Origin of the sequence: Halomonas sp. MMSF_3323 (genome assembly GCF_030733595.1) — a bacterium.
In the GTDB taxonomy this organism is placed as follows: domain Bacteria; phylum Pseudomonadota; class Gammaproteobacteria; order Pseudomonadales; family Halomonadaceae; genus Halomonas; species Halomonas litopenaei.
Window position 1 is genome coordinate 68,444 of the sequence record NZ_JASHIT010000022.1, and the last position, 20,224, is coordinate 88,667.

The following is a 20,224-nucleotide window of genomic DNA, read 5'->3' on the forward strand; positions in this document are numbered from 1 at the left end:
AAGGGGCTCCTTATTGAGGCTCTGGCGGATGATGACCGGTGACATTGTCGGTCAGGCGAGCGGTATTGTCATGGATCCAGGCGTCGAAGCGCTCCCCTTGCATCTGTTGAGGGGGTTGGCGTAGGACGGCTGGCGTTTCGCTCCAGACATGGCCACTGTCGCTGTCGTAGACCAATACCTCTGTATCAAGCTGCCAACGCTCCGCGGGGGCCTCGAGATGGGCGTCGCCCGACAGGGTCAGGGGGTTGTCGTCCGGACCCAGTTCACCGTTGTCGGCGTCGGCGATCCACTCTCGGCCGCTGTCGTCGATCAGTGCAAGGTCCGGCTGGTCCACCCGGGTGACGTCGTCGAGCGGTGTGTGCACAAGGCGTGGCGTATCGATGCGCTGGTGGGGGGTGCCCTGGGCATCGAAGCGGGTCAGGCGGGCATCCACCAGGTAGTAGTCGGGCTCGCCGGCCTTGTCATTGGGTACCAGGTCGGGGACGTTGCTCTCGCGGGGGTCGAGCAACGTCAGGCCGCCACCGAGTACCAGCAGCAGGATGACCAGCCAGAAGCGAAAGCCTGGACGCAGTGCGCTCAGTTTCATGTCAGCGGTCCGTTGCTCAGGTAGCTGTCGATGATATCGTCGAGGCGGCCCTGGGCCATCAGCAGGGTGTCGGTGATCTCGCGCACCGCGCCATGTCCGCCGGCAACCTGGGTGACCCAGTCGGCGTGCTGACGAAGGTAGCAGGGGGCGCCTGGCACGGTGATGCCGACCGCACTGCGATGGATGCAGGGCAGATCCGGCAGGTCATCGCCGCAGTAGGCGACCTGGTCGAGGGTCAGGCCCAGCGAATCGCACAGCGATTCAAGGGCGGGCAGCTTGCGCTCGACCCCTTGCTGTACGTGCTCGATGCCGAGTGCTCTGGCTCTTTGAGTGACCATGGGGGAGCTGCGCCCGGTGATCAGGGCCACCTGGATGCCGGCGCGCTTGGCCAGCTTGAGGCCGTGGCCATCCAGGGTGTTGAACGCCTTCAACTCGGAGCCGTCGGCGTGGAAGTACAGTCGACCATCGGTCAGTACGCCGTCCACGTCCAGCGCCAGTAGCTTGATGTGGCGCAGGCGCTCCACCAGTTCCGGCGCGAGGGAGGCAAGAAGGTCGTGAGACATGAAGGTGTTCCTTGATAAGAAGGGGTTGAAAAAGGGTCAGATGACACCGGCGGCCAGCAGGTCGTGCATATGCAGTGCACCTACTGGGCGCTGCTCGCCATCGACCACCGCCAGGGCGGTGATCCGGCCTTCTTCCATCAGCTTGACCGCCTCCGCCGCCAGGGTGGCGGGGCCGATGCGTCGCCCGGGGGTGGTCATCACGTCATCCACGGTAAGCGAGCTGAAGTCCTGATGGCGATCCAGGGTACGGCGCAGGTCGCCGTCGGTATAGACCCCGGCCAGGGTGCCGTCGGGGGATACCACGCAGGTAAAGCCGAGTCCCTGACGGGTGATCTCGAGCAGGGCGTCGCGTAGCGGCGAGCCCGACGGCACCGAGGGCAGGCGGTCGCCGGTATGCATCAGGTCGGCCACGGTCAATAGCAGTCGCTTGCCCAGGCTACCGCCCGGGTGGGACAGGGCGAAATCCTCGGCGGTGAAGCCGCGTGTCTCGAGCAGCGCCACCGCCAGGGCGTCGCCCAGCGCCAGCGCTGCAGTGGTCGAAGAGGTCGGGGCCAGGTCCAGCGGGCAGGCCTCGCGCTCGACCCCGGCGTACAGATGGGCCTCGGCGTGGCGGGCCAGGGTCGAGTGCGCTCGGCCGGTCATGCTGACCAGCGGAACGCCCATTCGCTTGAGCAGCGGCAGCAGGGCGGTGACCTCGGCGGTTTCGCCGGAGTTGGACAATGCCAGGACCACGTCGCCGGGCGTGATCATGCCCAGGTCGCCATGACTGGCTTCACCGGGATGGACAAAGAAGGCCGGCGTGCCGGTGCTTGCCAGGGTGGCGGCGATCTTGCCACCGACATGTCCCGACTTGCCCATGCCGGTGACGACCACCCGGCCGCGGCAGGCCAGCAGCAGTTGGCAGGCACGGTCGAAGTCGCCGTCGAGACGCCCGATCAGGGCGTCGATGGCGTCACGTTCGAGTTCCAGGGTGCGTCGTGCGATATCGCGGACGCTCAAGGTCGGCATTTGTGCCGAGGAGGGGTGTTTGCTCATGGACATGATTGTTGCCGTTTAACGCCGTTGTCACAAGGGGCCCGCCGCGACCGAAAGGCCGAGCCAGGTCAGATAAAACGCATAGGTGCAGGCCAGCAGCGCGCCGATCCAGCGCCCCAGGCGCCCTCGGCGTTGCCACAGCAGCAGCGCCGCCAGCAGCAGCGTCAGGCCAAGCATTACCGGAAAGTCGCGGCCGGCGGCTGCGGGATCGGTGGCTCCCGGCGCCAGCAGCGCCGGTACCGGCAGTACCGCCAGCATATTGAATAGGTTGGAGCCGATGACGTTGCCGATGGCCAGATCGTGGTGGCGCTTCAGCGCGCTGGCCACGCAGGCGGCGAGTTCCGGCAGGCTGGTGCCGATGGCGACGACGGTCAGACCGATCACCAGCTCGCTTACGCCAAAGGTGCGTGCCAGCTCAGTGGCGCCCCAGACCAGGGCGCGGGAGCTGGCGATCATCACCGCCAGGGTCAGCACCAGCCAGCCGATGGCCTTGCCCAGTGCCATGCCGGGAATGTCGTCGGCCATCTCCTGTTCGGCCTCGTCGGCGCGAAACAGCCACCACAGACTGAATACCAGCAGCGCGATCAGCAGGGCCGCGTCGAGGCGATCGAGGCTGCCATCGGCCAGGGCGTAGCCGGCGAGGCCGGTGGCGCCCAACAGCAGTGGCAGCTCGCGGCGCACGATGGTGAAGCGCACCGGGATCGGCACCACCAGTGCAGTCACGCCCAGTACCAGCGCGATGTTGGCGATATTGGAGCCCAGCGCATTGCCGGTGGCCAGGTCGGGGGCGCCATCCAGCGAGGCCATCACCGAGACCACGATTTCCGGGGCAGAGGTGCCGATGGAGACGATGGTCATGCCGACCAGCATGATGCTCATGCCGGCGCGGTAGGCGGTGGCGGCGGCGGCGCCGACAAAGCGATCCGCGCTCCAGAGCAGGCCCACCAGGCCCAGGGCGACGACGACAGATGGTAACAGCATGGAGAACGACTTGGTTGCAGAAAGGGCGCCCATTGAACCCTTAGATAAACCTGCGCGCAAGCGCGCAACCGGGGCACTGGCATGCTGCATTTGAGTTAAGATACGATGTTCGAAAACCGAGCGCGGCTCAAGGCGCTCTATTCTCAAGGTTCGGACTCAGGTCTGGCCAGGCGTCGAATCCGAGGATTCGGGGCGGGCGTCCGGTCTGAACCGCCGGTTCACGGTGATACTGACTCTATAGGGACTGCGATGACGGCTTCCTCCTTGGTGGAGGTGGAGAATCTGCATTTCACGCGCGGCGACAGGGATATCTTTCGCGGCGTGGATCTCTCCATACCCCGCGGCAAGATCACGGCCATCATGGGGCCAAGTGGCACCGGGAAGACTACCCTGCTGAAACTGATCGGGGGGCAGCTCAACCCCAGTGGCGGACGCGTCCTGATCGATGGTCAGGACGTCCATCGCCTGTCGCGCAAGGATCTGTTCCAGATGCGTCGGCGCATGGGCATGCTGTTCCAGAGTGGCGCGCTGTTTTCCGATCTCAGTGTCTACGAGAACGTGGCCTTTCCGCTGCGGGTGCACACCGATCTGCCGGAAAGCATGGTGCGTGACGTGGTGCTGATGAAGCTCGAGGCGGTGGGGCTGCGTGGGGCCAGAGACTTGATGCCAGCAGAGCTGTCCGGCGGCATGACACGGCGTGTGGCGCTGGCGCGGGCGGTGGCGCTGGATCCTGAATTGATTCTCTACGATGAGCCCTTCGTCGGCCAGGATCCGATCTCCATGGGTGTGCTGGTCCAGTTGATTCGACGGCTGAATCAGGCGCTGGGCTTGACGGCGGTGGTGGTCTCCCACGATATCAAGGAGACCCTGTCCATCGCCGACTACGTCTACGTGGTCGCCGACGGGCGGGTCATGGCCCACGGCACGCCGGCGTCGCTGGACGTGGAACAGGACGCCCGAGTCAGTCAGTTCGTGCATGGTGAGCCGGATGGCCCTGTGCCGTTTCACTACCCGGCCAACGATTTTCACGATGACATTCTGGGCCAGGGGAGCCGTCCATGATCGAACGAATCACCCATATGGGACGGCGCGGCTGCGACCTGCTGGAGGCCGTCGGCCGGGCCAGCATCTTTCTCGGCCAGTCCATGCTGGGGCGCCCCTCGGCAGAAGGGTTCAGCCTGTGGGTGGCCCAGGTCTATGCGGTCGGTGTGCTGTCGTTGGCCATCGTGCTGGTGTCGGGGCTGTTCATCGGCATGGTGCTGGCGCTTCAGGGTTACACCATCCTGGTCGGGTTCGGTGCCGAGGACGCGCTCGGCCAGATGGTGTCGTTGGCCCTGTTGCGTGAACTGGCGCCGGTGGTGGCGGCGCTGTTGTTCGCCGGGCGCGCGGGCTCGGCATTGACCGCCGAGATTGGCCTGATGAAGGCCACCGAGCAGCTGACCAGCATGGAGATGATCGGCGTCGATCCGCTGCGTCGTATCGTGGCGCCACGCCTGTGGGCGGGGTTCGTCTCGCTGCCGCTGCTGACCATCGGCTTCAGCGTGGTCGGCGTGTACGGCGGCTACCTGGTCGGGGTCGAGTGGCTCGGGGTGTTCGAAGGCTCGTACTGGGGCAACATGCAGGCCAGCGTCGGCTTCTTTACTGATATCGGCAACGGCGTGGTCAAGAGCATCGTGTTCGCCATAGTGGTCACCTGGATTGCCGTGTTCCAGGGGTATGATCTGGTGCCGACCTCGGAAGGTATTTCGCGGGCCACCACCCGTACCGTGGTGTATTCCTCCCTGGCCGTGCTGGGCTTGGATTTCGTTCTTACCGCCGTGATGTTCGGCGGGCTTTCCTGATTCTGCGGAGACTGTCCATGAAGCGCAGCAAGACGATGGAGTTTGGTGTGGGCCTGTTCATGCTGGCCGGTATCCTGGGGCTGGTATTCCTGGGGCTCAAGGTCAGCGGCCTGGACCTGCAACGTGCCGACGACACCTACGAGCTCCGGGCCAACTTCGCGAATATCGGTGGGCTCAAGCCGCGGGCACGAGTGACGATGGCCGGGGTGACCGTGGGACGGGTAGAGAGCATCGAGCTGGATACCGAATTCTACGATGCCGTGGTGGTGATGTCGCTGGACAGCTCCCTGGCCGGCAAGCTGCCGGATGACAGCACCGCGGCGATCCTTACCTCGGGCCTGCTTGGTGAGCAGTACATCGGGCTGTCGGTCGGGGGATCACCGGAGATGATCGCCGAGGGTGAGGCGATTCGTGATACCCAGTCCGCGCTGGTGCTCGAGGAACTGATCCAGCAGTTCGTGTCCAATCTGACGAAAGACTGATCCGGCAGTTTCCGGAGATACAAGGAGGCAACCCATGACCCGTTCTTTGCCCGCAATGGTTCACCTGCGCCGCTGGTTGATGGCGCTGATGATGGTGCTGGCCAGTCTGCCGGCCATGGCCCAGCAATCCCCCGAACAGCTGATTCGCGACAGCGTCAATGATCTGATGGGGATGATCGGCGGCCGAGAGGCCTACTTCATGGACCGTCCCGACGAGCTCAAGCAGATGGTCGACGAGAGTCTGCGTGGCGTCGCCGACTTTCGCTACATCGGCGCCAGTGTGATGGGCCGCTACTTCAACAATGCCACGCCGGAGCAGCGTTCGCGCTTCGTCGAGGTGTTCAAGCAGACCCTGCTCGACACCTATGCCAAGGGCCTGGTGACCTTCGAGTACAAGGAAGTTCGCGTGCTCGATAACCAGTCCGCCTCACGCTATGACGATCAGGACAGCGTCGAGATGGAAGTGGTGGCCACCGATGGCACCATCTACCCGGTCAACTACACCCTGCGCAAGTCCAACGGCCAGTGGCGGGTGGTCAATGTCATCGTTAACGGCATCAATCTCGGTCTGACCTTCCGCAACCAGTTCGATCAGGCCATGCGTGACCACAACCGTGACTACGACGCCGTGATCAACAACTGGTCGCCGGATGTCGGCGTCGACGAACTGGAGCGCGGTGCGTGAGCGTGTTGATGGAAGTGGCGTCGGCCCGCCTGCTCGAGGACGGAAGTACACTCCGGGTGTGTGGCAAGGTCGACTTCGACGGGGCCGCGGACATGGCCGAGGCAGGTCGTGAGTGGCTCCAGAGTCGGGCATCGGGCACCTCGGTGTGCCTCGACCTGAGCGAGGTGGAGCACGTCTCCAGCGCGGCGCTGACCATGATGCTCGAGTGGGCGCGTACCATTCGCCGGATCGGGCTGTCGCTCAACAGCATCAAGCTGTCGGCGCAGCTCAGGCAGTTGACCGAGCTTGCCGGTCTGGATGATCTGTTGCCTTCCAGCACCGTTACCGCCTAGCGGCGGTTGTCTGGCTGCTGGTGTCCGTGATGCGCCTGGTTCGACGTCTGAATCCAGCGCCTTGATCCGGGCTGCTCGCCCTCGCCGCTAGCCCTTCCGGCACCCCCGACCACCGCAAGGTGGCCGGGGGTGTCTTTTTTGTGACGGATGTATAGGTGGAAACCTCGCTGCGTCATCGCCAAGCGCGCCGCTTTTCTTTACCATATGCCCTTTGAGTTTTTTCGGGACGTCACGGCGAGGCTGTGGGCGTCTCCCGTCATTGGTCTGGTCAAGGAGCAGGTGCATGCAACCCAGCGACGTCAAAGCGCTGCTCGAGAGCCGTGTCGACGGCTGTGAATTTCATATCCAGGGTGAAGGCTGCAACTTTCAGGTGATTGCGGTGGGCGAACGCTTCGCCGAGCTGTCACCGGTCAAGCGTCAGCAGGTCATCTATGGTGCGCTGTCCGAGGAAATCGCCTCCGGCGCCCTTCATGCGGTCAGCATCAAGACCTATACCCCCGCACAGTGGCAGGCTGCCGCCGAAAACACCGGAGCCTGATGGTACCGCCTTCATGGACAAATTGATCATTACCGGCAACGGACCCGCCGAGGGCGACGTCTGGGCCAGTGGCGCCAAGAATGCAGCGCTGCCCATCCTGTGCGCCACCCTGCTGTCCGAAGAGCCGGTCACCATCGGCAATCTTCCCCACCTGCAGGACATCACCACCACCCTGGAACTGCTCGGCCACATGGGCGTGCAGGCGGTGATGGGCGAAAAGATGTGCATTCAGCTTAACGGAGCCCAGGTCAGCGATTGCCACGCGCCCTATGAGCTGGTCAAGAAGATGCGCGCCTCGATCCTGGTGCTGGGACCGCTGCTCGCCCACTTCGGCAAGGCCGACGTATCGCTGCCGGGCGGGTGCGCCATCGGCTCGCGTCCGGTGGACCTGCATATTCGTGGCCTTGAGGCCATGGGTGCCGATATCCGGGTCGAGGGTGGATACATCCGTGCTACCACGCCGGGCCGCCTCAAGGGTGCCACCATCTTCTTCGATACCGTGACCGTGACCGGTACCGAGAACCTGCTGATGGCCGCGACCCTGGCCGACGGCACCACGGTGCTCGAGAACGCCGCCAAGGAGCCCGAAATCGTGGATCTGGCCGAGTGCCTGATCAAGATGGGTGCCGATATCCGTGGTCACGGTACTGACACCATCACCATCGAAGGGGTGGAGCGGCTCCACGGGGCTCGCCACGACGTCATGCCGGACCGTATCGAGACCGGCACCTTCCTGGTCGCAGCGGCGCTCAGCCGTGGCCGCGTTAGGGTGCGTCGTACCCGTGCCGACATTCTCGAGGCGGTGCTGGCCAAGCTCGAGGAGGCGGGGGCCAGGATTACCACCGGTGAGGACTGGATCGAGCTGGACATGGAAGGGCGCAGGCCCAGGGCGGTCAATATCAGGACCGCTCCGTATCCGGCCTTTCCCACCGACATGCAGGCCCAGTTCGTGGCCATGAATGCGGTGGCCGAGGGCTCCTCGCGAGTGGTCGAGACGATCTTCGAGAATCGTTTCATGCACGTGCAGGAGTTGAACCGCATGGGCGCCAACATCGCCCTGGAAGGCAACACTGCCGTCATCGAAGGCGTCGAGCATCTGTCCGGTGCACCGGTGATGGCCACCGATCTGCGCGCTTCGGCCTCACTGGTGATCGCGGCGATGATGGCCAAGGGCGAGACCCTGGTCGATCGTATCTACCACATCGATCGCGGCTACGAATGCATCGAGGAAAAGCTCCACCTGCTGGGTGCTCGGATCAAGCGCGTCCCGGGCTGAGCTTTCTTCGCCCAGCCGGCTCGGACTGCCCGAGCCGGCGCGGGGAAACACGCCACATTGACTTCCAACCCGACAACCGGGCGAGACCATGAGCAAGCAATTGATAGTGGCGCTCTCCAAGGGGCGCATTCTCGACGAGACGCTGCCACTGCTGGCGGATGCCGGCATCCGGCCCGCCGAGGACCTGGGCAAGAGTCGCAAGCTGTTGTTCGACACCAATCTGCCAGACGTCAAGCTGGTGGTGATTCGTGCCACCGATGTGCCGACCTATGTGCAGCTGGGGGCGGCGGACCTGGGGGTCGCCGGCAAGGATGTGCTGCTGGAGCACGGTGCCGAGGGGCTGTATGAGCCGCTGGACCTCAATATCGCGCGTTGCAAGCTGATGACCGCTGGTATTCAGGGTGCCGAGCCCGCCCGTGCCCGGCGTCGGGTGGCGACCAAGTTCGTCAATGTGGCGCGGCGCTATTACGCCGAGCAGGGCATCCAGGCCGAGGTCATCAAGCTGTACGGTGCCATGGAGCTGGCGCCGCTGATGAACCTGGCTGACGAGATCGTCGATATCGTCGATACCGGCAATACGCTGCGTGCCAACGGTATGGAGCCACGGGAACTGATGGCCCATATCAGCACCCGGTTGGTGGTCAATCAGGCCTCGATGACCATCAAGCATGATCAGATCAAGCCGCTGCTGCGCCGCTTGAGCGACGCCGTCGAGGCGCGGCGGCAGGCGGCAAGCTGAGCGCACCAGCCAACGGAACCCGAGGGTTCTCAACGTATGGCCAAGACAGAAGCGGAGATTTCCGACATGAGCCAAGACACGCCCCTGGTGGCCCGACTCTCGACCCGGGACGCGGATTTCGAGTCCCGTCTCACCGACCTGCTGGCGTGGGAAGGCGTGTCGGACCATGGTGTCCAGCAGGCGGTCTCCGAGATCATCAGCCAGGTGCGTCGGGAGGGCGACGCCGCCCTGGTGGCGCTGACCTGTCGCCTCGATCGCCTCGAGGCCTCGAGCATGGCGGATCTGACCCTGGGGGCCGATCGTCTCGAGGCTGCCTACGCCGCTCTGCCCGACGACCAGCGTCAGGCGCTGGCCACCGCCGCCGAGCGTATCCGCGTCTACCACGAACGCCAGAAGCCCACTTCCTGGCAGTACACCGAAGATGACGGCACCGTGCTGGGGCAGAAGGTGACGCCGCTGGATCGCGCCGGTATCTATGTGCCCGGCGGCAAGGCCGCCTATCCCTCATCGGTGCTGATGAACGCTGTGCCGGCCCACGTGGCGGGAGTGCGGGAGATCATCATGGTGGTGCCCACGCCCGACGGCGTGGTCAACGATCTGGTGCTGGCGGCGGCGCATCTGGCCGGGGTCGACAAGGTGTTTACCCTGGGCGGTGCCCAGGCCGTGGCGGCGCTGGCCTATGGCACCGAAAGCGTGCCCAGGGTCGACAAGATCGTCGGGCCGGGCAACATTTATGTGGCCACCGCCAAGCGCGCGGTCTTTGGTCAGGTGGGGATCGACATGATCGCCGGGCCCTCCGAGATCCTGGTGGTGTCCGACGGCCAGACCGATCCTGACTGGCTGGCCATGGACCTGTTCTCCCAGGCAGAGCACGACGAAGACGCCCAGGCGATCCTGGTCAGCTGGGATGTGGAGCATCTGGCGGCGGTGGAAGCGTCCATGGAACGGCTGCTGCCGACGCTCGAGCGCGAAGCCATCGCCGGGGCCTCGCTGCGTACGCGCGGTGCGCTCATCGCCTGTCGTGACGAGGGCGAGGCGCTGGAGTTGATCAATCGCATCGCGCCGGAGCACCTGGAGTTGTCGGTGGAGCACCCGGAGCGACTGGCGGAGCAGGTGCGCCATGCCGGAGCCATCTTCATGGGACGGCATACCGCTGAGGCGCTGGGCGACTACTGCGCTGGTCCCAACCACGTGCTGCCGACCTCGGGTACGGCGCGCTTTTCGTCACCGCTTGGCGTCTATGACTTCCAGAAGCGCTCTTCGATCATTCACTGCTCGCCACAGGGGGCGTCTACCCTGGGCAAGACCGCCTCGGTGCTGGCTCGTGGTGAATCGCTGACCGCCCACGCGCGTTCGGCGGAGTACCGCATCAAGGATTGAAGCGACGCAGGGCCGGTGGTCGTTGTGACCGAGCGCCCCCGGCCCCAGACAGGCATCCAGACATGAAAAGGCCCGGAGCAATTCCGGGCCTTTTCATGTCTGGACGGTGGGGCACGCCTGGGCACTGCTTCTGCGTTACCCACCTCGGGGTGCGTCTCAGGGGGCTGACTGGCTGCTGCCGGTCTGCTGCGACTGGGATTGGGGCGTGGGGCGCTCGCCGACTTCCAGTTCCACCTCGATCGGCTTGCCGTCGCGGGCGACGCTGACGGTCAGGGTGGTGCCGGGAGCCACCGCAGCGATGTCGCTCATGGTCCGACGCGGATCGATCACCGCGCGACCGTCGACCTCGAGCAGTACGTCTCCGGGTTTCAGTCCCGCCCGGTCGGCCGGTCCCTGGGACACCACGCCGGCGATGATTACCCCGGCTGGCGCCTGCAGGCCGAAGGAAGCGGCCAGTTCCTGGTTCAGCTCCTGGGCCTCGATGCCGAGCCAGCCGCGGATGACCCGGCCGTGGGTGACCAGCTCGTCGAGGATGCTGCGGGCCAGGTTGGCCGGGATCGCGAAACCGATACCCTGGGAGCCCCCCGAGCGGGAGAAGATGGCGGTGTTGATGCCGACCAGGGCGCCGTCGGGGTTGATCAGGGCGCCGCCGGAGTTGCCCGGGTTGATCGCCGCATCGGTCTGGATGAAGTCCTCATAGGCGTTGAGTCCCAGATGGCTGCGACCGGTGGCGCTGATGATGCCCATGGTTACCGTCTGGCCGACCCCGAAGGGGTTGCCGATGGCCAGCGAAACGTCGCCCACCGCGACCTTGCGCGAGTCGGTCAGCTCGATCACCGGCAGGTCGCCGAGATCGATCTTGAGTACCGCCAGGTCGCTTTCGGGATCGGTGCCGATGACCCGGGCCAGGGTCTCGCGGCCGTCGCGCAGCGCCACCTGGACCTGGTCGGCGCCGCTGATGACGTGGTGGTTGGTCAGCACGTAGCCGTCCTCGCTGACGATGACGCCGGAGCCAAGGCTCGAAAGCATGCGTTGGCGCGACGGCACGTCATTGTTGCCGAAGAACTGGCGGAAGAAGGGGTCTGACATCAGCGGGTGGGTTTCCCGTTCCACGACCCGCGAGGAGTAGACGTTGACCACCGCGGGCGCGGCCTTCTCCACTGCCTCGGCGTAGCTCACGGGGCCGCCACGGCGGTCCAGCGGCGCAGCCTCCTTGACCTCGGGGGCAGGACGTTGCGGTGCCTGCTGCTCGGTGGTTGTCGCTGGTGGCGTGGCGGGAACTACCGTCAGGCTGTCACCGCTCGGTGACGGTAGTCTGCCGAGCCGTTCGGGGAAGGCATTGATCAGCACGATGGCGAGCAGAATGCCGATGAGGACCGGCCAGATATAGGTCGAGAGGGTGCGTCGCATGCGGCGATGATCCTTGGCGCTTGGCAGTGAGGCGGTCGCGGGCCGGCGGGGCGGTGCGTACAATGTGCGCCATTGTAGCATCGCCAACCTGATGCTTGTTTGGAGCTATTTCAGGAGATCTCATGATAGACCGCGACGAACTGGTATCGGCCTGCGAGCAGCTGCTGGAGGCCCGGCGCTTCAAGGACTACACCGAGAACGGGCTGCAGGTGGAGGGCGCACGCACGGTCACCCGTGTGCTTTCCGGCGTCACCGCCTGTCAGGCGCTGCTTGACGAGGCGGTGCGCTGGCAGGCCGATCTGGTGCTGGTGCACCACGGCTACTTCTGGAAGAACGAGCCGGTGGCGGTTACCGGCATGAAGCGCCGGCGGCTGTCGACTCTGCTGGCCAACGACATCAACCTGCTGGCCTACCACCTGCCATTGGACGCCCATCCCGAGCTTGGCAACAATGCGACCCTGGCGCAGCGCCTTGGGTGGACGGTGGAGGGAACGCTGGACGCGCCCATGGGCGAAGGGCTTCTGTGGCACGGTCGGCTGGAAAGGCCAATGGGCGTTGCCGAGCTGGCTGCCCAGGTAGGAGCGTCGCTGGCACGCGAGCCGTTGGTGATCGAGGCGCCTGGTACCGACGCGGTGAGTCGAATCGCCTGGTGTACCGGCGGCGCTCAGGACATGATCATCCCGGCCGCCGAGGCCGGTGCCGAGGTGTTCGTTTCGGGCGAGATATCCGAGCGCACCACCCACCTGGCGCGGGAGATGGGGATCCACTATCTGGCGGCGGGTCATCACGCCACCGAGCGCTACGGCGTCCAGGCGTTGGGGGAATGGCTGGCGCAGCGCTTTGGTGTCGAGCACCGCTTCGTCGACATCGACAACCCTGCCTGAGCAGCAAGCGCTATCGACCGCTTGTGTCGCTGCCAACGCCAGAGCCCGCACCAGTGTGCGGGCTCTGTCATGGCGGGGTGGTCAGTAACGTGGCGGGCGAGGTTCTGCGTTCTGGTCGTCATTGGCCTGGCGCAGACCGAAGTCCTCTGACAGGGTGCCGCGGTTGCCGTCGGCGTAGTCCCGCGGAATGGCGATATCATCGCTGGTCTCGCCGGGTTCGCTGGGCGGTGTCACCTCGCCGCCGATGGCCTTGCTGCCAAGCTGGCGCGCCGACTCGTGAAGTTGGCGCTGCAGGGTGAGGGCGTCATCGCAGACCTGCCGGGCCAGGTCGTCCATCTGTTGCAGGTGGTCGTCGACACCGTCTTTCCACTCGGTCAGCTGGCGTTCCCGTTCGGTCAGCTTGAGGCGCAGCCTTTGGGCACTGCGTGCGCCGCCGTTGAGCAGGTGGTAGCCCAGTGCGCCGAGTCCAATTCCGGCCACCAGGCAAGCCGCCGCCAGGATCATGTTGAAGTTGCTTGGTTCCACGTAGTTCTCCCTGAGCTCTTTCGGACGACCCGCGGCCGCCGCCGGCCTGGCCGACGGCCCATTATAGAGGCGTTGGCTCATAAAGGGTCAATGGCCTGGGGCCTCCCTTGTCGTGCTGGCGTGATGCGCTGTTGCCGGTCGCGGCCTGGGACCTGCCATTCCTGTGTGGTCTGCGTATAATGCGGCTCCGAACTTGTTGACAGTCAGGACGCTACATGAGCTCTTCCCCGTCGAGCAGTGGTCGGCCAGAAACTCCGCTGGAACGCTACCGGCGCGACCTCCAACGTGATGATTTCACGGAGGATGCCGCCCAGGCCAATGCCGTGGCGCATCTGCAGCGACTGTATGACGAGCTGGTGGCAGCGCCCAAGGCCAAGGCGCCGGCGGCGGCGCGCGACGGCTGGGCGTCGAAGGTGAAGGGCCTGTTCGGGCGCAAGGAGGAAGAGCAGGAGCCGGCGCTGCCAGCCATCTCCGGGCTCTATTTCTGGGGCGGCGTCGGTCGTGGCAAGACCTACCTGGTCGACACCTTCTACGAAGCGCTGCCGTTTCCCCAGAAGATGCGCACCCATTTCCATCGCTTCATGCAGCGTGTCCACAACGAGCTGGATCACTGCAAGGGCGAGAAGAACCCGCTCCGGCTGATCGCCGGCAAGTTTGCCGAGGAGGCGAGGGTGATCTGCTTTGACGAATTCTTCGTCAAGGACATCACCGATGCCATGATTCTGGCCAATCTGCTCGAGGCGTTGTTCGAGCGCGGTGTGGTGCTGGTCGCCACCTCCAACATCGTGCCGGACGATCTGTACAAGGATGGCCTGCAGCGCTCTCGCTTTCTGCCGGCCATCGATCTGCTCAAGCGCCACTGTGAGGTGGTCAACGTCGATTCCGGCGTCGACTATCGACTGCGGGCGCTGGAGCGCGCCGAGATCTTCCATTCGCCGCTGGACGAGGCGGCGGATCAGGAGCTCGAGCGCAGCTTTCGCGAGATCGCCGGTCAGGCGGGGGAAGAGCAGGTGCCGGTGGAGATCAACCATCGCATCCTCAAGGCGCGTCGACTGCACGAGGACGTGGTCTGGTTCGACTTTCTCGAGCTGTGCGACGGGCCGCGCAGTCAGAACGACTACATCGAGCTGGCTCGCGAGTTCCACACGGTCCTGGTGTCCTGTGTGCGGCGCATGGACGCCGCCACCGACGATCAGGCCAGGCGCTTCATCAACATGGTCGACGAGTTCTACGACCGTGGCGTCAAGCTGTTGATGTCCGCCGAAGCGCCGGCAGAGGCGCTCTATGAGGGTGGCAAGCTGGAGTTCGAGTTCGAGCGCACTCTGTCCAGGCTTCAGGAGATGCAGTCCCGGGAGTACCTGGCGCTGCCCCACAAGCCTTGAGCCGACGGTGATTGCGTGTGTCCGAGGGGGTGACGGCACGCTTTCACTCATGTAGAATGCGCGCTCGCTCGACCGTTGTGGCGGCATCGTCCGGATTTCCGGGTGCCGCGCAACCAAGAAAAATAGGGATGATCTCTTCGCGGCGTGGTCTCGCTGAACACCTGTCGGGTGTCCAGAACACGACGAAAGGGATCCAACACATCGAATTGGTGATTTCATCCATGAAGACGTTCAGTGCTAAGCCGCAGTCCGTCCAGCGCGACTGGTATGTCGTCGATGCCGCGGACAAGACGCTCGGTCGTCTGGCTACCGAAATTGCTCGCCGCCTGCGTGGCAAGCACAAGCCGGAATACACTCCTCACGTTGATACCGGCGACTACATCGTCGTGATCAATGCCGAGAAGGTTAAGGTCACCGGCAACAAGGCCAGCGACAAGATGTACCATCGTCACACCGGTTACCCGGGTGGCCTGCGTTCCATGACCTTCAGCCAGCTGATCGACCACGCTCCCGAGCGTGTCATCGAAGGTGCCGTCAAGGGCATGCTGCCGAAGGGTCCGCTGGGCCGTGCCATGCACGCCAAGCTCAAGGTCTACGCCGGTTCCGAACATCCGCACGCTGCCCAGCAGCCGCAAGAACTGAACATCTGAGGGGATCTTCGCCATGACACAGCAGTATTACGGTACCGGGCGCCGCAAGACCTCAACCGCGCGCGTCTTCCTCAAGCCGGGCACCGGCAAGATCACCGTCAACAGCCGTGACCTGAACGAATACTTCGGTCGCGTGACTGGCCGCATGGTGGTTCGTCAGCCGCTGGAACTGACCGAGACCCTCGGCCAGTTCGACGTCTATGTCACCGTCAAGGGTGGCGGCGGCAGCGCCCAGGCCGGCGCCATTCGTCACGGCATCACCCGTGCCCTGATGCAGTACAACGAGGACTTCCGTCAGCCGCTGCGTGCTGCCGGCTACGTCACTCGTGACGCACGTGAAGTCGAGCGTAAGAAGGTCGGTCTGCGCAAGGCGCGTCGTCGCCCGCAGTTCTCCAAGCGTTAATCACCCACGCTTGCCGATCAACAACGCCCGGGCCATTGGCCCGGGCGTTGTCGTGTCCGGGGTTCGAAAAATTGTGTGCTGTAGTGCTCTGATGGTGGGGATCATCGGGTCGCCTGGCGGCGCTTGTTTCCCTCGTTAATCTGTCATCGTCTATGCCTTTTGAGCCGCCCTGTCCGTCAAGGCGAACAGGCACAGTGGTATAAAGTTGTTCCACGTCAATTGTCTGGGGCTTGCGCAGGGGGTCTGGGTCAGCCGGCTTCTTGTGCCGGTGGGGGGGATTTCCTAACATACAATCCACTTGTATCCGTGGTCACGGACATTCAAGGGGCCGTGAAAACAACAACGGATAAAGTCTGATGGGAGAAACCAGATCATGGCAGACAACGGCGTGAACAAAGGGCGACGCCGTTTCCTCGTAGGGGCGACCTCCGTAGTTGGAGCAGTCGGCGCCGTCGGGGTAGCGGTACCCTTTGTGGCTTCCTGGCAGCCTAGTGCCAGGGCTCGGGCGGCGGGTGCGCCCGTTCAGGCGGATATTTCGAAGCTCGAACCCGGGCAGCGAATGACCGTCGAGTGGCGGGGCCGTCCTGTATGGGTCATCAATCGCACGCCGGAGATGATCGAACGTACCGAGGCGTTGACCGACGAGGTGCTGGCAGACCCGGATTCCGCCAAGCCGATGCAGCCGGACTATGCCGGCGGTTCGCTGCGCTCCATTCGGCCCGAGATCGGTGTGCTGGTCGGCATCTGTACGCATCTGGGCTGTTCACCGCTGTTCAAGCCGGAGCCCAACGCCGAAGGCGTCGGTGTCGATGACTGGCCCGGTGGCTTCTTCTGCCCGTGCCATGGTTCGCGCTTCGACCTGGCGGGCAGGGTGTTTCGCAATGTGCCCGCTCCGGTGAACCTGGAAGTTCCACCCTACTACTTTGTCAACGAGTCGGTCATCGTGGTCGGCGAAGACGGGGAGGGCGCATAATGGCGAATCCCAACAAGGCCAAGGCCGAACGCGGTTTCATGCGCTGGGTCGATGATCGCTTCCCCGCCACCCAGATGTGGCAGGAGCATCTGTCCGAGTACTACGCGCCCAAGAACTTCAACTTCTGGTACTTCTTCGGCTCCCTGGCGCTGCTGGTGCTGGTCAATCAGATCCTCACCGGTGTCTGGCTGACCATGAGCTTCAACCCCAGCGCCGAGGGTGCTTTCGCCTCCGTCGAGTACATCATGCGTGATGTCGAGTACGGCTGGCTGATCCGCTACATGCACTCCACCGGCGCCTCGGCGTTCTTCCTGGTGGTCTACCTGCACATGTTCCGCGGCCTGCTCTATGGCTCCTACAAGGCGCCGCGTGAGCTGGTGTGGATCTTCGGCATGGCGATCTACCTGGCGCTGATGGCCGAAGCCTTCATGGGCTATCTGCTGCCCTGGGGACAGATGTCCTACTGGGGTGCCCAGGTCATCATCTCGCTGTTCTCCGCTATCCCGAGTATCGGTCCCGACCTGGCCCAGTGGGTGCGCGGTGACTATCTGATCTCCGGGATCACGCTGAACCGCTTCTTTGCCCTGCACGTGGTGGCGCTGCCTATCGTGATCCTGGCGCTGGTGGTGTTGCACATCATTGCCTTGCACGAGGTGGGGTCCAACAATCCCGATGGCATCGATATCAAGGCCAAGAAGGACGAGACCGGCAAGCCGCTGGACGGCATTCCCTTCCATCCCTACTACACGGTGAAGGATATCGTCGGAGTGGCGGTGTTCCTGTTCGTGTTTTGTGCGGTGATCTTCTACTTCCCGGAAGGCGGCGGCTACTTCCTCGAGAAGCCCAACTTCGAACCGGCCAACCCGCTGAAGACGCCGGATCATATCGCCCCGGTGTGGTACTTCACGCCCTTCTACGCGATCCTGCGCGCCATCACCTTCTCGCTGTTTGGTCTGGACGCCAAGTTCCTCGGGGTCATCTTCATGGGGGCGGCCATTGCGGTGCTGTTCGTGCTGCCCTGGCTCGACCGCTCTCCGGTGCGCTCCATGCGCTACAAGGGCTGGATCTCCAAGGTGATGCTGGTGCTGTTCGCGATCAGCTTTGTCATCCTCGGGGTGCTCGGGGTGCTGCCGCCGACCGGCGCCAGGACACTGCTGGCCCAGATCTGCACCGTGATCTACTTCGCCTTCTTCGTGTTGATGCCCATCTATACGCGGCTGGAGAAGACCAAACCCGTTCCTGAAAGGGTGACTGGCTAATGAAAAAGCAACTGTTCGCACTGCTCTTCGCGCTGGTCCCGCTTTGCTCCTTCGCCGCGGGCGGCGAGGGGGTGCACCTGCGCAGCATGTCGCCGGATCTGGAGAACCAGGCCTCGCTGCAGAACGGGATGAAGCTCTACGTCAACTACTGCATGGGCTGTCATTCCCTGGAGTACCAGCGTTTCTCCCGCGCGGCCGAGGATCTGGGGATGCCCCAGGATCTGGTCGAGGACAATCTGATCTTCTCGCCGGAACTGGGGTACAACGACCAGATGCACAAGGCGATGAGTGCCGAGGATGCCGAGGTATGGTTCGGCAAGGCGCCGCCGGATCTGACCCTGGAGGCCAGACTGCGCGGCACCGACTGGATCTACAGCTATCTGCTGAGCTTCTATCGTGACAGCGAGCGTGCCACCGGGGTCAACAATGTGGTGTTCCCGGCGGTGGGCATGCCCAACGTGCTCGAGCCGCTGCAGGGGGTGCAGGAGAAGGTCTGTGCAGCCTCCGATCATGCGGTCGGTGACGCCGAACTCGATCCGCTGACCGGCAAGTACCAGTCCTGCGAGACCCTGCAGGTGACGTCGCCGGGCAGCATGGAGCCCAAGGAGTTCGAGCAGGCGGTGTATGATCTGACCAACTTCCTGGCCTACGTGGGTGAGCCGTCCAAGCTGCATGCCCAGGCGCTGGGACCGAAGGTGCTGATCTTCATCCTGCTGTTTGGCATCATCGCCTACTTCCTCAAGCGCGAGTACTGGCGAGACATTCACTGACCGATTGGTCCACCATGGCGGGCGCGGGGTCGATGACCACGCGCCCGTTGCCTTTTCTGGTATCATCGTTGCGCCCGGGCGGACCCGCTGCGGGAGCAAAGATGTGCCCCTGATGCCCCCCCGAGAAGGGGGTTGTCGTGTTATCATCCCGGCTTGAACTGATGCGAGGATTGTTTCATGGGTGTAGTGGCCAAGCGGTCGTCGATGATCTTCTACTCCGGTGGCGAGGACCATTTCAGCCATCGTGTGCGGATCGTGCTGGCTGAGAAGGGCGTGGCCGTGGATATTGTCGAGGTGACCGACGACAAGCATCCCGAGGAGTTGGCGGACCTGAACCCTTACAACAGCGTCCCCACGCTGTTGGATCGTGACCTGGTGCTCTACGAGTCCAAGGTCATGATGGAGTATCTGGACGAGCGTTTCCCGCACCCGCCGTTGCTGCCGGTCTATCCTGTCGCGCGTGCCCAGAGCCGACTGTGGATGCATCGTATCGAGCGCGAGTGGTGCCCGATGGTCGATCGCATCCTGTCCGGCAGCAAGAAGGAAGCCGACAAGGCGCGCAAGGAGCTGCGTGAAAGCCTGATCGGTATCTCGCCGATCTTCGAGGACATGCCCTTCTTCATGAGCGAGGAGTTCACCCTGGTGGACTGCTGCCTTGCGCCGATCCTGTGGCGTCTTCCTGCGCTCAATATCGAGCTGCCCGAGAAGCAGGTACGGCCGCTGATGGGCTACATGGAGCGCGTGTTCGCCCGTGATGGCTTCCGTGCTGCGCTGTCCGAGGCCGAGCGCGAAATTCGTCCCTGATGTTTTGCTTGAACGGAATGCCTGAGCCGTGTGTGTCCGGTCGCCACCGGAGTCGCCCGAGTTCCCATTCGCCAACCAAGAGGGCCATATCATGAAGTCGAGCCGTCCCTACCTGGCCAGGGCGCTGTACGAGTGGCTGCTGGATAATGAATTGACGCCGTATATCGTCGTCGATGCGGAGTACGAGAACGTCGAGGTTCCCAGGCAATTCGTGCAGAACGGCCAGATCGTGCTGAACCTTGGCCCTACCGCCGTGCGTGATCTGGACATGGGCAACGACGTGATTCGTTTCTCGGCGCGCTTCAGTGGCAAGTCGGAGTTGCTGTTTGTACCGCTGCCTGCACTGATTGCCCTGTACGCCCGCGAGAACGGCGTCGGCATGGTCTTTGGTCACGAGCCTGAGCTTCCCGTCGAAGAGGCCAACGACGTCGATGCGCCGGCCCTGGAGAGCGTCAAGGATTCGTCAGAGGAGGAGTCTCCTGCCGCTTCCGATGAGGACGCAGGCGGTGAGTCCGATGGCGGCGATGGCGTGGATGAAGGTGTCGAGAGGTCCAAGCCGCCTCGCAAGGGGCGTCCATCCCTCAGGGTGATCAAGTAAGGCCATCGGGCGCATCGCGCTCTAAAGGTGGTCGGCGGCGAGCTGTCGTCGGCTTGATCTGCTGGAAAAGCGTGACCTCTTCACAAGCGGGACCTCTTCACAAGCGTGATCTCATAAAAAGCGGCGAG

At 63.9% G+C, this 20,224-nt stretch carries 24 protein-coding genes; 18 read left to right on the top strand and 6 right to left on the bottom strand.

The window, feature by feature from the left end; translation table 11 throughout:
• Nucleotides 1-10: 10 nt before the first annotated feature.
• From lptC to RBB39_RS12640, 4 genes are read right to left on the bottom strand one after another with little or no spacing between them, the layout of a single operon-like run.
• A complete protein-coding gene (gene lptC, locus RBB39_RS12625; protein ID WP_045993255.1) occupies nucleotides 11-586 on the bottom strand; it encodes an LPS export ABC transporter periplasmic protein LptC in 576 nt (191 codons plus the stop codon).
• Nucleotides 583-1,149, bottom strand: a complete 567-nt coding sequence (locus tag RBB39_RS12630) for an HAD family hydrolase (protein WP_045993256.1) — start codon at nucleotides 1,147-1,149, stop codon at nucleotides 583-585. The genes lptC and RBB39_RS12630 overlap by 4 nt, the downstream gene beginning before the upstream one ends.
• Nucleotides 1,150-1,185: 36 nt before the next feature.
• Nucleotides 1,186-2,190 carry a KpsF/GutQ family sugar-phosphate isomerase gene (locus tag RBB39_RS12635; RefSeq protein WP_371931874.1) on the bottom strand — a complete coding sequence of 335 codons (1,005 nt, stop codon included), beginning with the start codon at nucleotides 2,188-2,190 and terminating at the stop codon, nucleotides 1,186-1,188.
• A gap of 24 nt (nucleotides 2,191-2,214) precedes the next feature.
• Nucleotides 2,215-3,165, bottom strand: coding sequence for a calcium/sodium antiporter (locus RBB39_RS12640; protein WP_045993278.1), 951 nt, complete (start codon nucleotides 3,163-3,165; stop codon nucleotides 2,215-2,217).
• Between the two features lie 249 nt (nucleotides 3,166-3,414).
• Between RBB39_RS12640 and RBB39_RS12645 the strand changes: the two genes are divergently transcribed.
• The 9 genes from RBB39_RS12645 (at nucleotide 3,415) to hisD (ending at nucleotide 10,438) form a co-directional block, all read left to right on the top strand.
• On the top strand, nucleotides 3,415-4,227 hold the full coding sequence (locus tag RBB39_RS12645; protein WP_045993258.1) for an ATP-binding cassette domain-containing protein: 813 nt from the start codon (nucleotides 3,415-3,417) through the stop codon (nucleotides 4,225-4,227).
• Nucleotides 4,224-5,006 (top strand): lipid asymmetry maintenance ABC transporter permease subunit MlaE, encoded by a 783-nt coding sequence (gene mlaE / locus RBB39_RS12650; protein WP_045993259.1) that lies wholly within the window; start codon nucleotides 4,224-4,226, stop codon nucleotides 5,004-5,006. Before RBB39_RS12645 ends, mlaE begins: the two co-directional genes overlap by 4 nt.
• 17 nt (nucleotides 5,007-5,023) lie before the next feature.
• A complete protein-coding gene (gene mlaD / locus RBB39_RS12655; protein WP_045993260.1) occupies nucleotides 5,024-5,488 on the top strand; it encodes an outer membrane lipid asymmetry maintenance protein MlaD in 465 nt (154 codons plus the stop codon).
• A 34-nt stretch (nucleotides 5,489-5,522) separates the two neighbouring features.
• Nucleotides 5,523-6,173 carry a phospholipid-binding protein MlaC gene (locus RBB39_RS12660; protein ID WP_045993261.1) on the top strand — a complete coding sequence of 217 codons (651 nt, stop codon included), beginning with the start codon at nucleotides 5,523-5,525 and terminating at the stop codon, nucleotides 6,171-6,173.
• Complete coding sequence (locus RBB39_RS12665; protein ID WP_045993262.1) at nucleotides 6,170-6,505, top strand: lipid asymmetry maintenance protein MlaB; 336 nt, start codon at nucleotides 6,170-6,172, stop codon at nucleotides 6,503-6,505. The genes RBB39_RS12660 and RBB39_RS12665 overlap by 4 nt, the downstream gene beginning before the upstream one ends.
• Before the next feature lie 283 nt (nucleotides 6,506-6,788).
• The gene (locus tag RBB39_RS12670; protein ID WP_045993263.1) at nucleotides 6,789-7,043 is read left to right on the top strand and encodes a BolA family protein; all 255 of its coding nucleotides are present in this window, start codon (nucleotides 6,789-6,791) and stop codon (nucleotides 7,041-7,043) included.
• 13 nt (nucleotides 7,044-7,056) lie between these two features.
• Entirely contained in the window at nucleotides 7,057-8,319 is a 1,263-nt protein-coding gene (murA, locus tag RBB39_RS12675) for a UDP-N-acetylglucosamine 1-carboxyvinyltransferase (RefSeq protein WP_045993264.1), read from the top strand.
• 88 nt (nucleotides 8,320-8,407) lie between these two features.
• Complete coding sequence (hisG, locus tag RBB39_RS12680; protein WP_045993265.1) at nucleotides 8,408-9,058, top strand: ATP phosphoribosyltransferase; 651 nt, start codon at nucleotides 8,408-8,410, stop codon at nucleotides 9,056-9,058.
• A 66-nt stretch (nucleotides 9,059-9,124) separates the two neighbouring features.
• Nucleotides 9,125-10,438 (top strand): histidinol dehydrogenase, encoded by a 1,314-nt coding sequence (gene hisD, locus RBB39_RS12685; RefSeq protein ID WP_108132803.1) that lies wholly within the window; start codon nucleotides 9,125-9,127, stop codon nucleotides 10,436-10,438.
• Between the two features lie 156 nt (nucleotides 10,439-10,594).
• Here hisD and RBB39_RS12690 read toward each other — a convergent pair whose 3' ends face one another.
• On the bottom strand, nucleotides 10,595-11,848 hold the full coding sequence (locus RBB39_RS12690; RefSeq protein WP_045993360.1) for a Do family serine endopeptidase: 1,254 nt from the start codon (nucleotides 11,846-11,848) through the stop codon (nucleotides 10,595-10,597).
• Between the two features lie 122 nt (nucleotides 11,849-11,970).
• Here RBB39_RS12690 and RBB39_RS12695 point away from each other — a divergent pair, with 122 nt between their 5' ends.
• Nucleotides 11,971-12,732: a Nif3-like dinuclear metal center hexameric protein gene (locus RBB39_RS12695; RefSeq protein WP_045993361.1), complete on the top strand. Its 762-nt coding sequence runs from the start codon at nucleotides 11,971-11,973 to the stop codon at nucleotides 12,730-12,732.
• Nucleotides 12,733-12,813: 81 nt separating this feature from the next.
• On the opposite strand, the gene RBB39_RS12700 is transcribed toward RBB39_RS12695, so the two are convergent.
• Nucleotides 12,814-13,257, bottom strand: coding sequence for a YhcB family protein (locus tag RBB39_RS12700; RefSeq protein WP_052704392.1), 444 nt, complete (start codon nucleotides 13,255-13,257; stop codon nucleotides 12,814-12,816).
• A gap of 215 nt (nucleotides 13,258-13,472) precedes the next feature.
• Between RBB39_RS12700 and zapE the strand changes: the two genes are divergently transcribed.
• The 8 genes from zapE to RBB39_RS12740 all read left to right on the top strand — a co-directional run bounded on the left by zapE (nucleotide 13,473) and on the right by RBB39_RS12740 (nucleotide 20,096).
• Nucleotides 13,473-14,639, top strand: coding sequence for a cell division protein ZapE (zapE, locus tag RBB39_RS12705; protein WP_045993362.1), 1,167 nt, complete (start codon nucleotides 13,473-13,475; stop codon nucleotides 14,637-14,639).
• A gap of 221 nt (nucleotides 14,640-14,860) precedes the next feature.
• On the top strand, nucleotides 14,861-15,289 hold the full coding sequence (rplM, locus tag RBB39_RS12710) for a 50S ribosomal protein L13 (RefSeq protein ID WP_045993422.1): 429 nt from the start codon (nucleotides 14,861-14,863) through the stop codon (nucleotides 15,287-15,289).
• Nucleotides 15,290-15,302: 13 nt separating this feature from the next.
• Nucleotides 15,303-15,692 carry a 30S ribosomal protein S9 gene (rpsI, locus tag RBB39_RS12715; RefSeq protein WP_045993363.1) on the top strand — a complete coding sequence of 130 codons (390 nt, stop codon included), beginning with the start codon at nucleotides 15,303-15,305 and terminating at the stop codon, nucleotides 15,690-15,692.
• A 373-nt stretch (nucleotides 15,693-16,065) separates the two neighbouring features.
• On the top strand, nucleotides 16,066-16,665 hold the full coding sequence (gene petA, locus RBB39_RS12720; protein ID WP_045993364.1) for a ubiquinol-cytochrome c reductase iron-sulfur subunit: 600 nt from the start codon (nucleotides 16,066-16,068) through the stop codon (nucleotides 16,663-16,665).
• Nucleotides 16,665-17,924 (top strand): cytochrome bc complex cytochrome b subunit, encoded by a 1,260-nt coding sequence (locus RBB39_RS12725; protein WP_045993365.1) that lies wholly within the window; start codon nucleotides 16,665-16,667, stop codon nucleotides 17,922-17,924. The genes petA and RBB39_RS12725 overlap by 1 nt, the downstream gene beginning before the upstream one ends.
• Nucleotides 17,924-18,694: a cytochrome c1 gene (locus tag RBB39_RS12730; protein WP_045993366.1), complete on the top strand. Its 771-nt coding sequence runs from the start codon at nucleotides 17,924-17,926 to the stop codon at nucleotides 18,692-18,694. Before RBB39_RS12725 ends, RBB39_RS12730 begins: the two co-directional genes overlap by 1 nt.
• A 177-nt stretch (nucleotides 18,695-18,871) precedes the next feature.
• Complete coding sequence (sspA, locus tag RBB39_RS12735) at nucleotides 18,872-19,498, top strand: stringent starvation protein SspA (RefSeq protein WP_045993367.1); 627 nt, start codon at nucleotides 18,872-18,874, stop codon at nucleotides 19,496-19,498.
• A 91-nt stretch (nucleotides 19,499-19,589) separates the two neighbouring features.
• Entirely contained in the window at nucleotides 19,590-20,096 is a 507-nt protein-coding gene (locus RBB39_RS12740) for a ClpXP protease specificity-enhancing factor (protein ID WP_045993368.1), read from the top strand.
• Nucleotides 20,097-20,224: the final 128 nt, after the last annotated feature.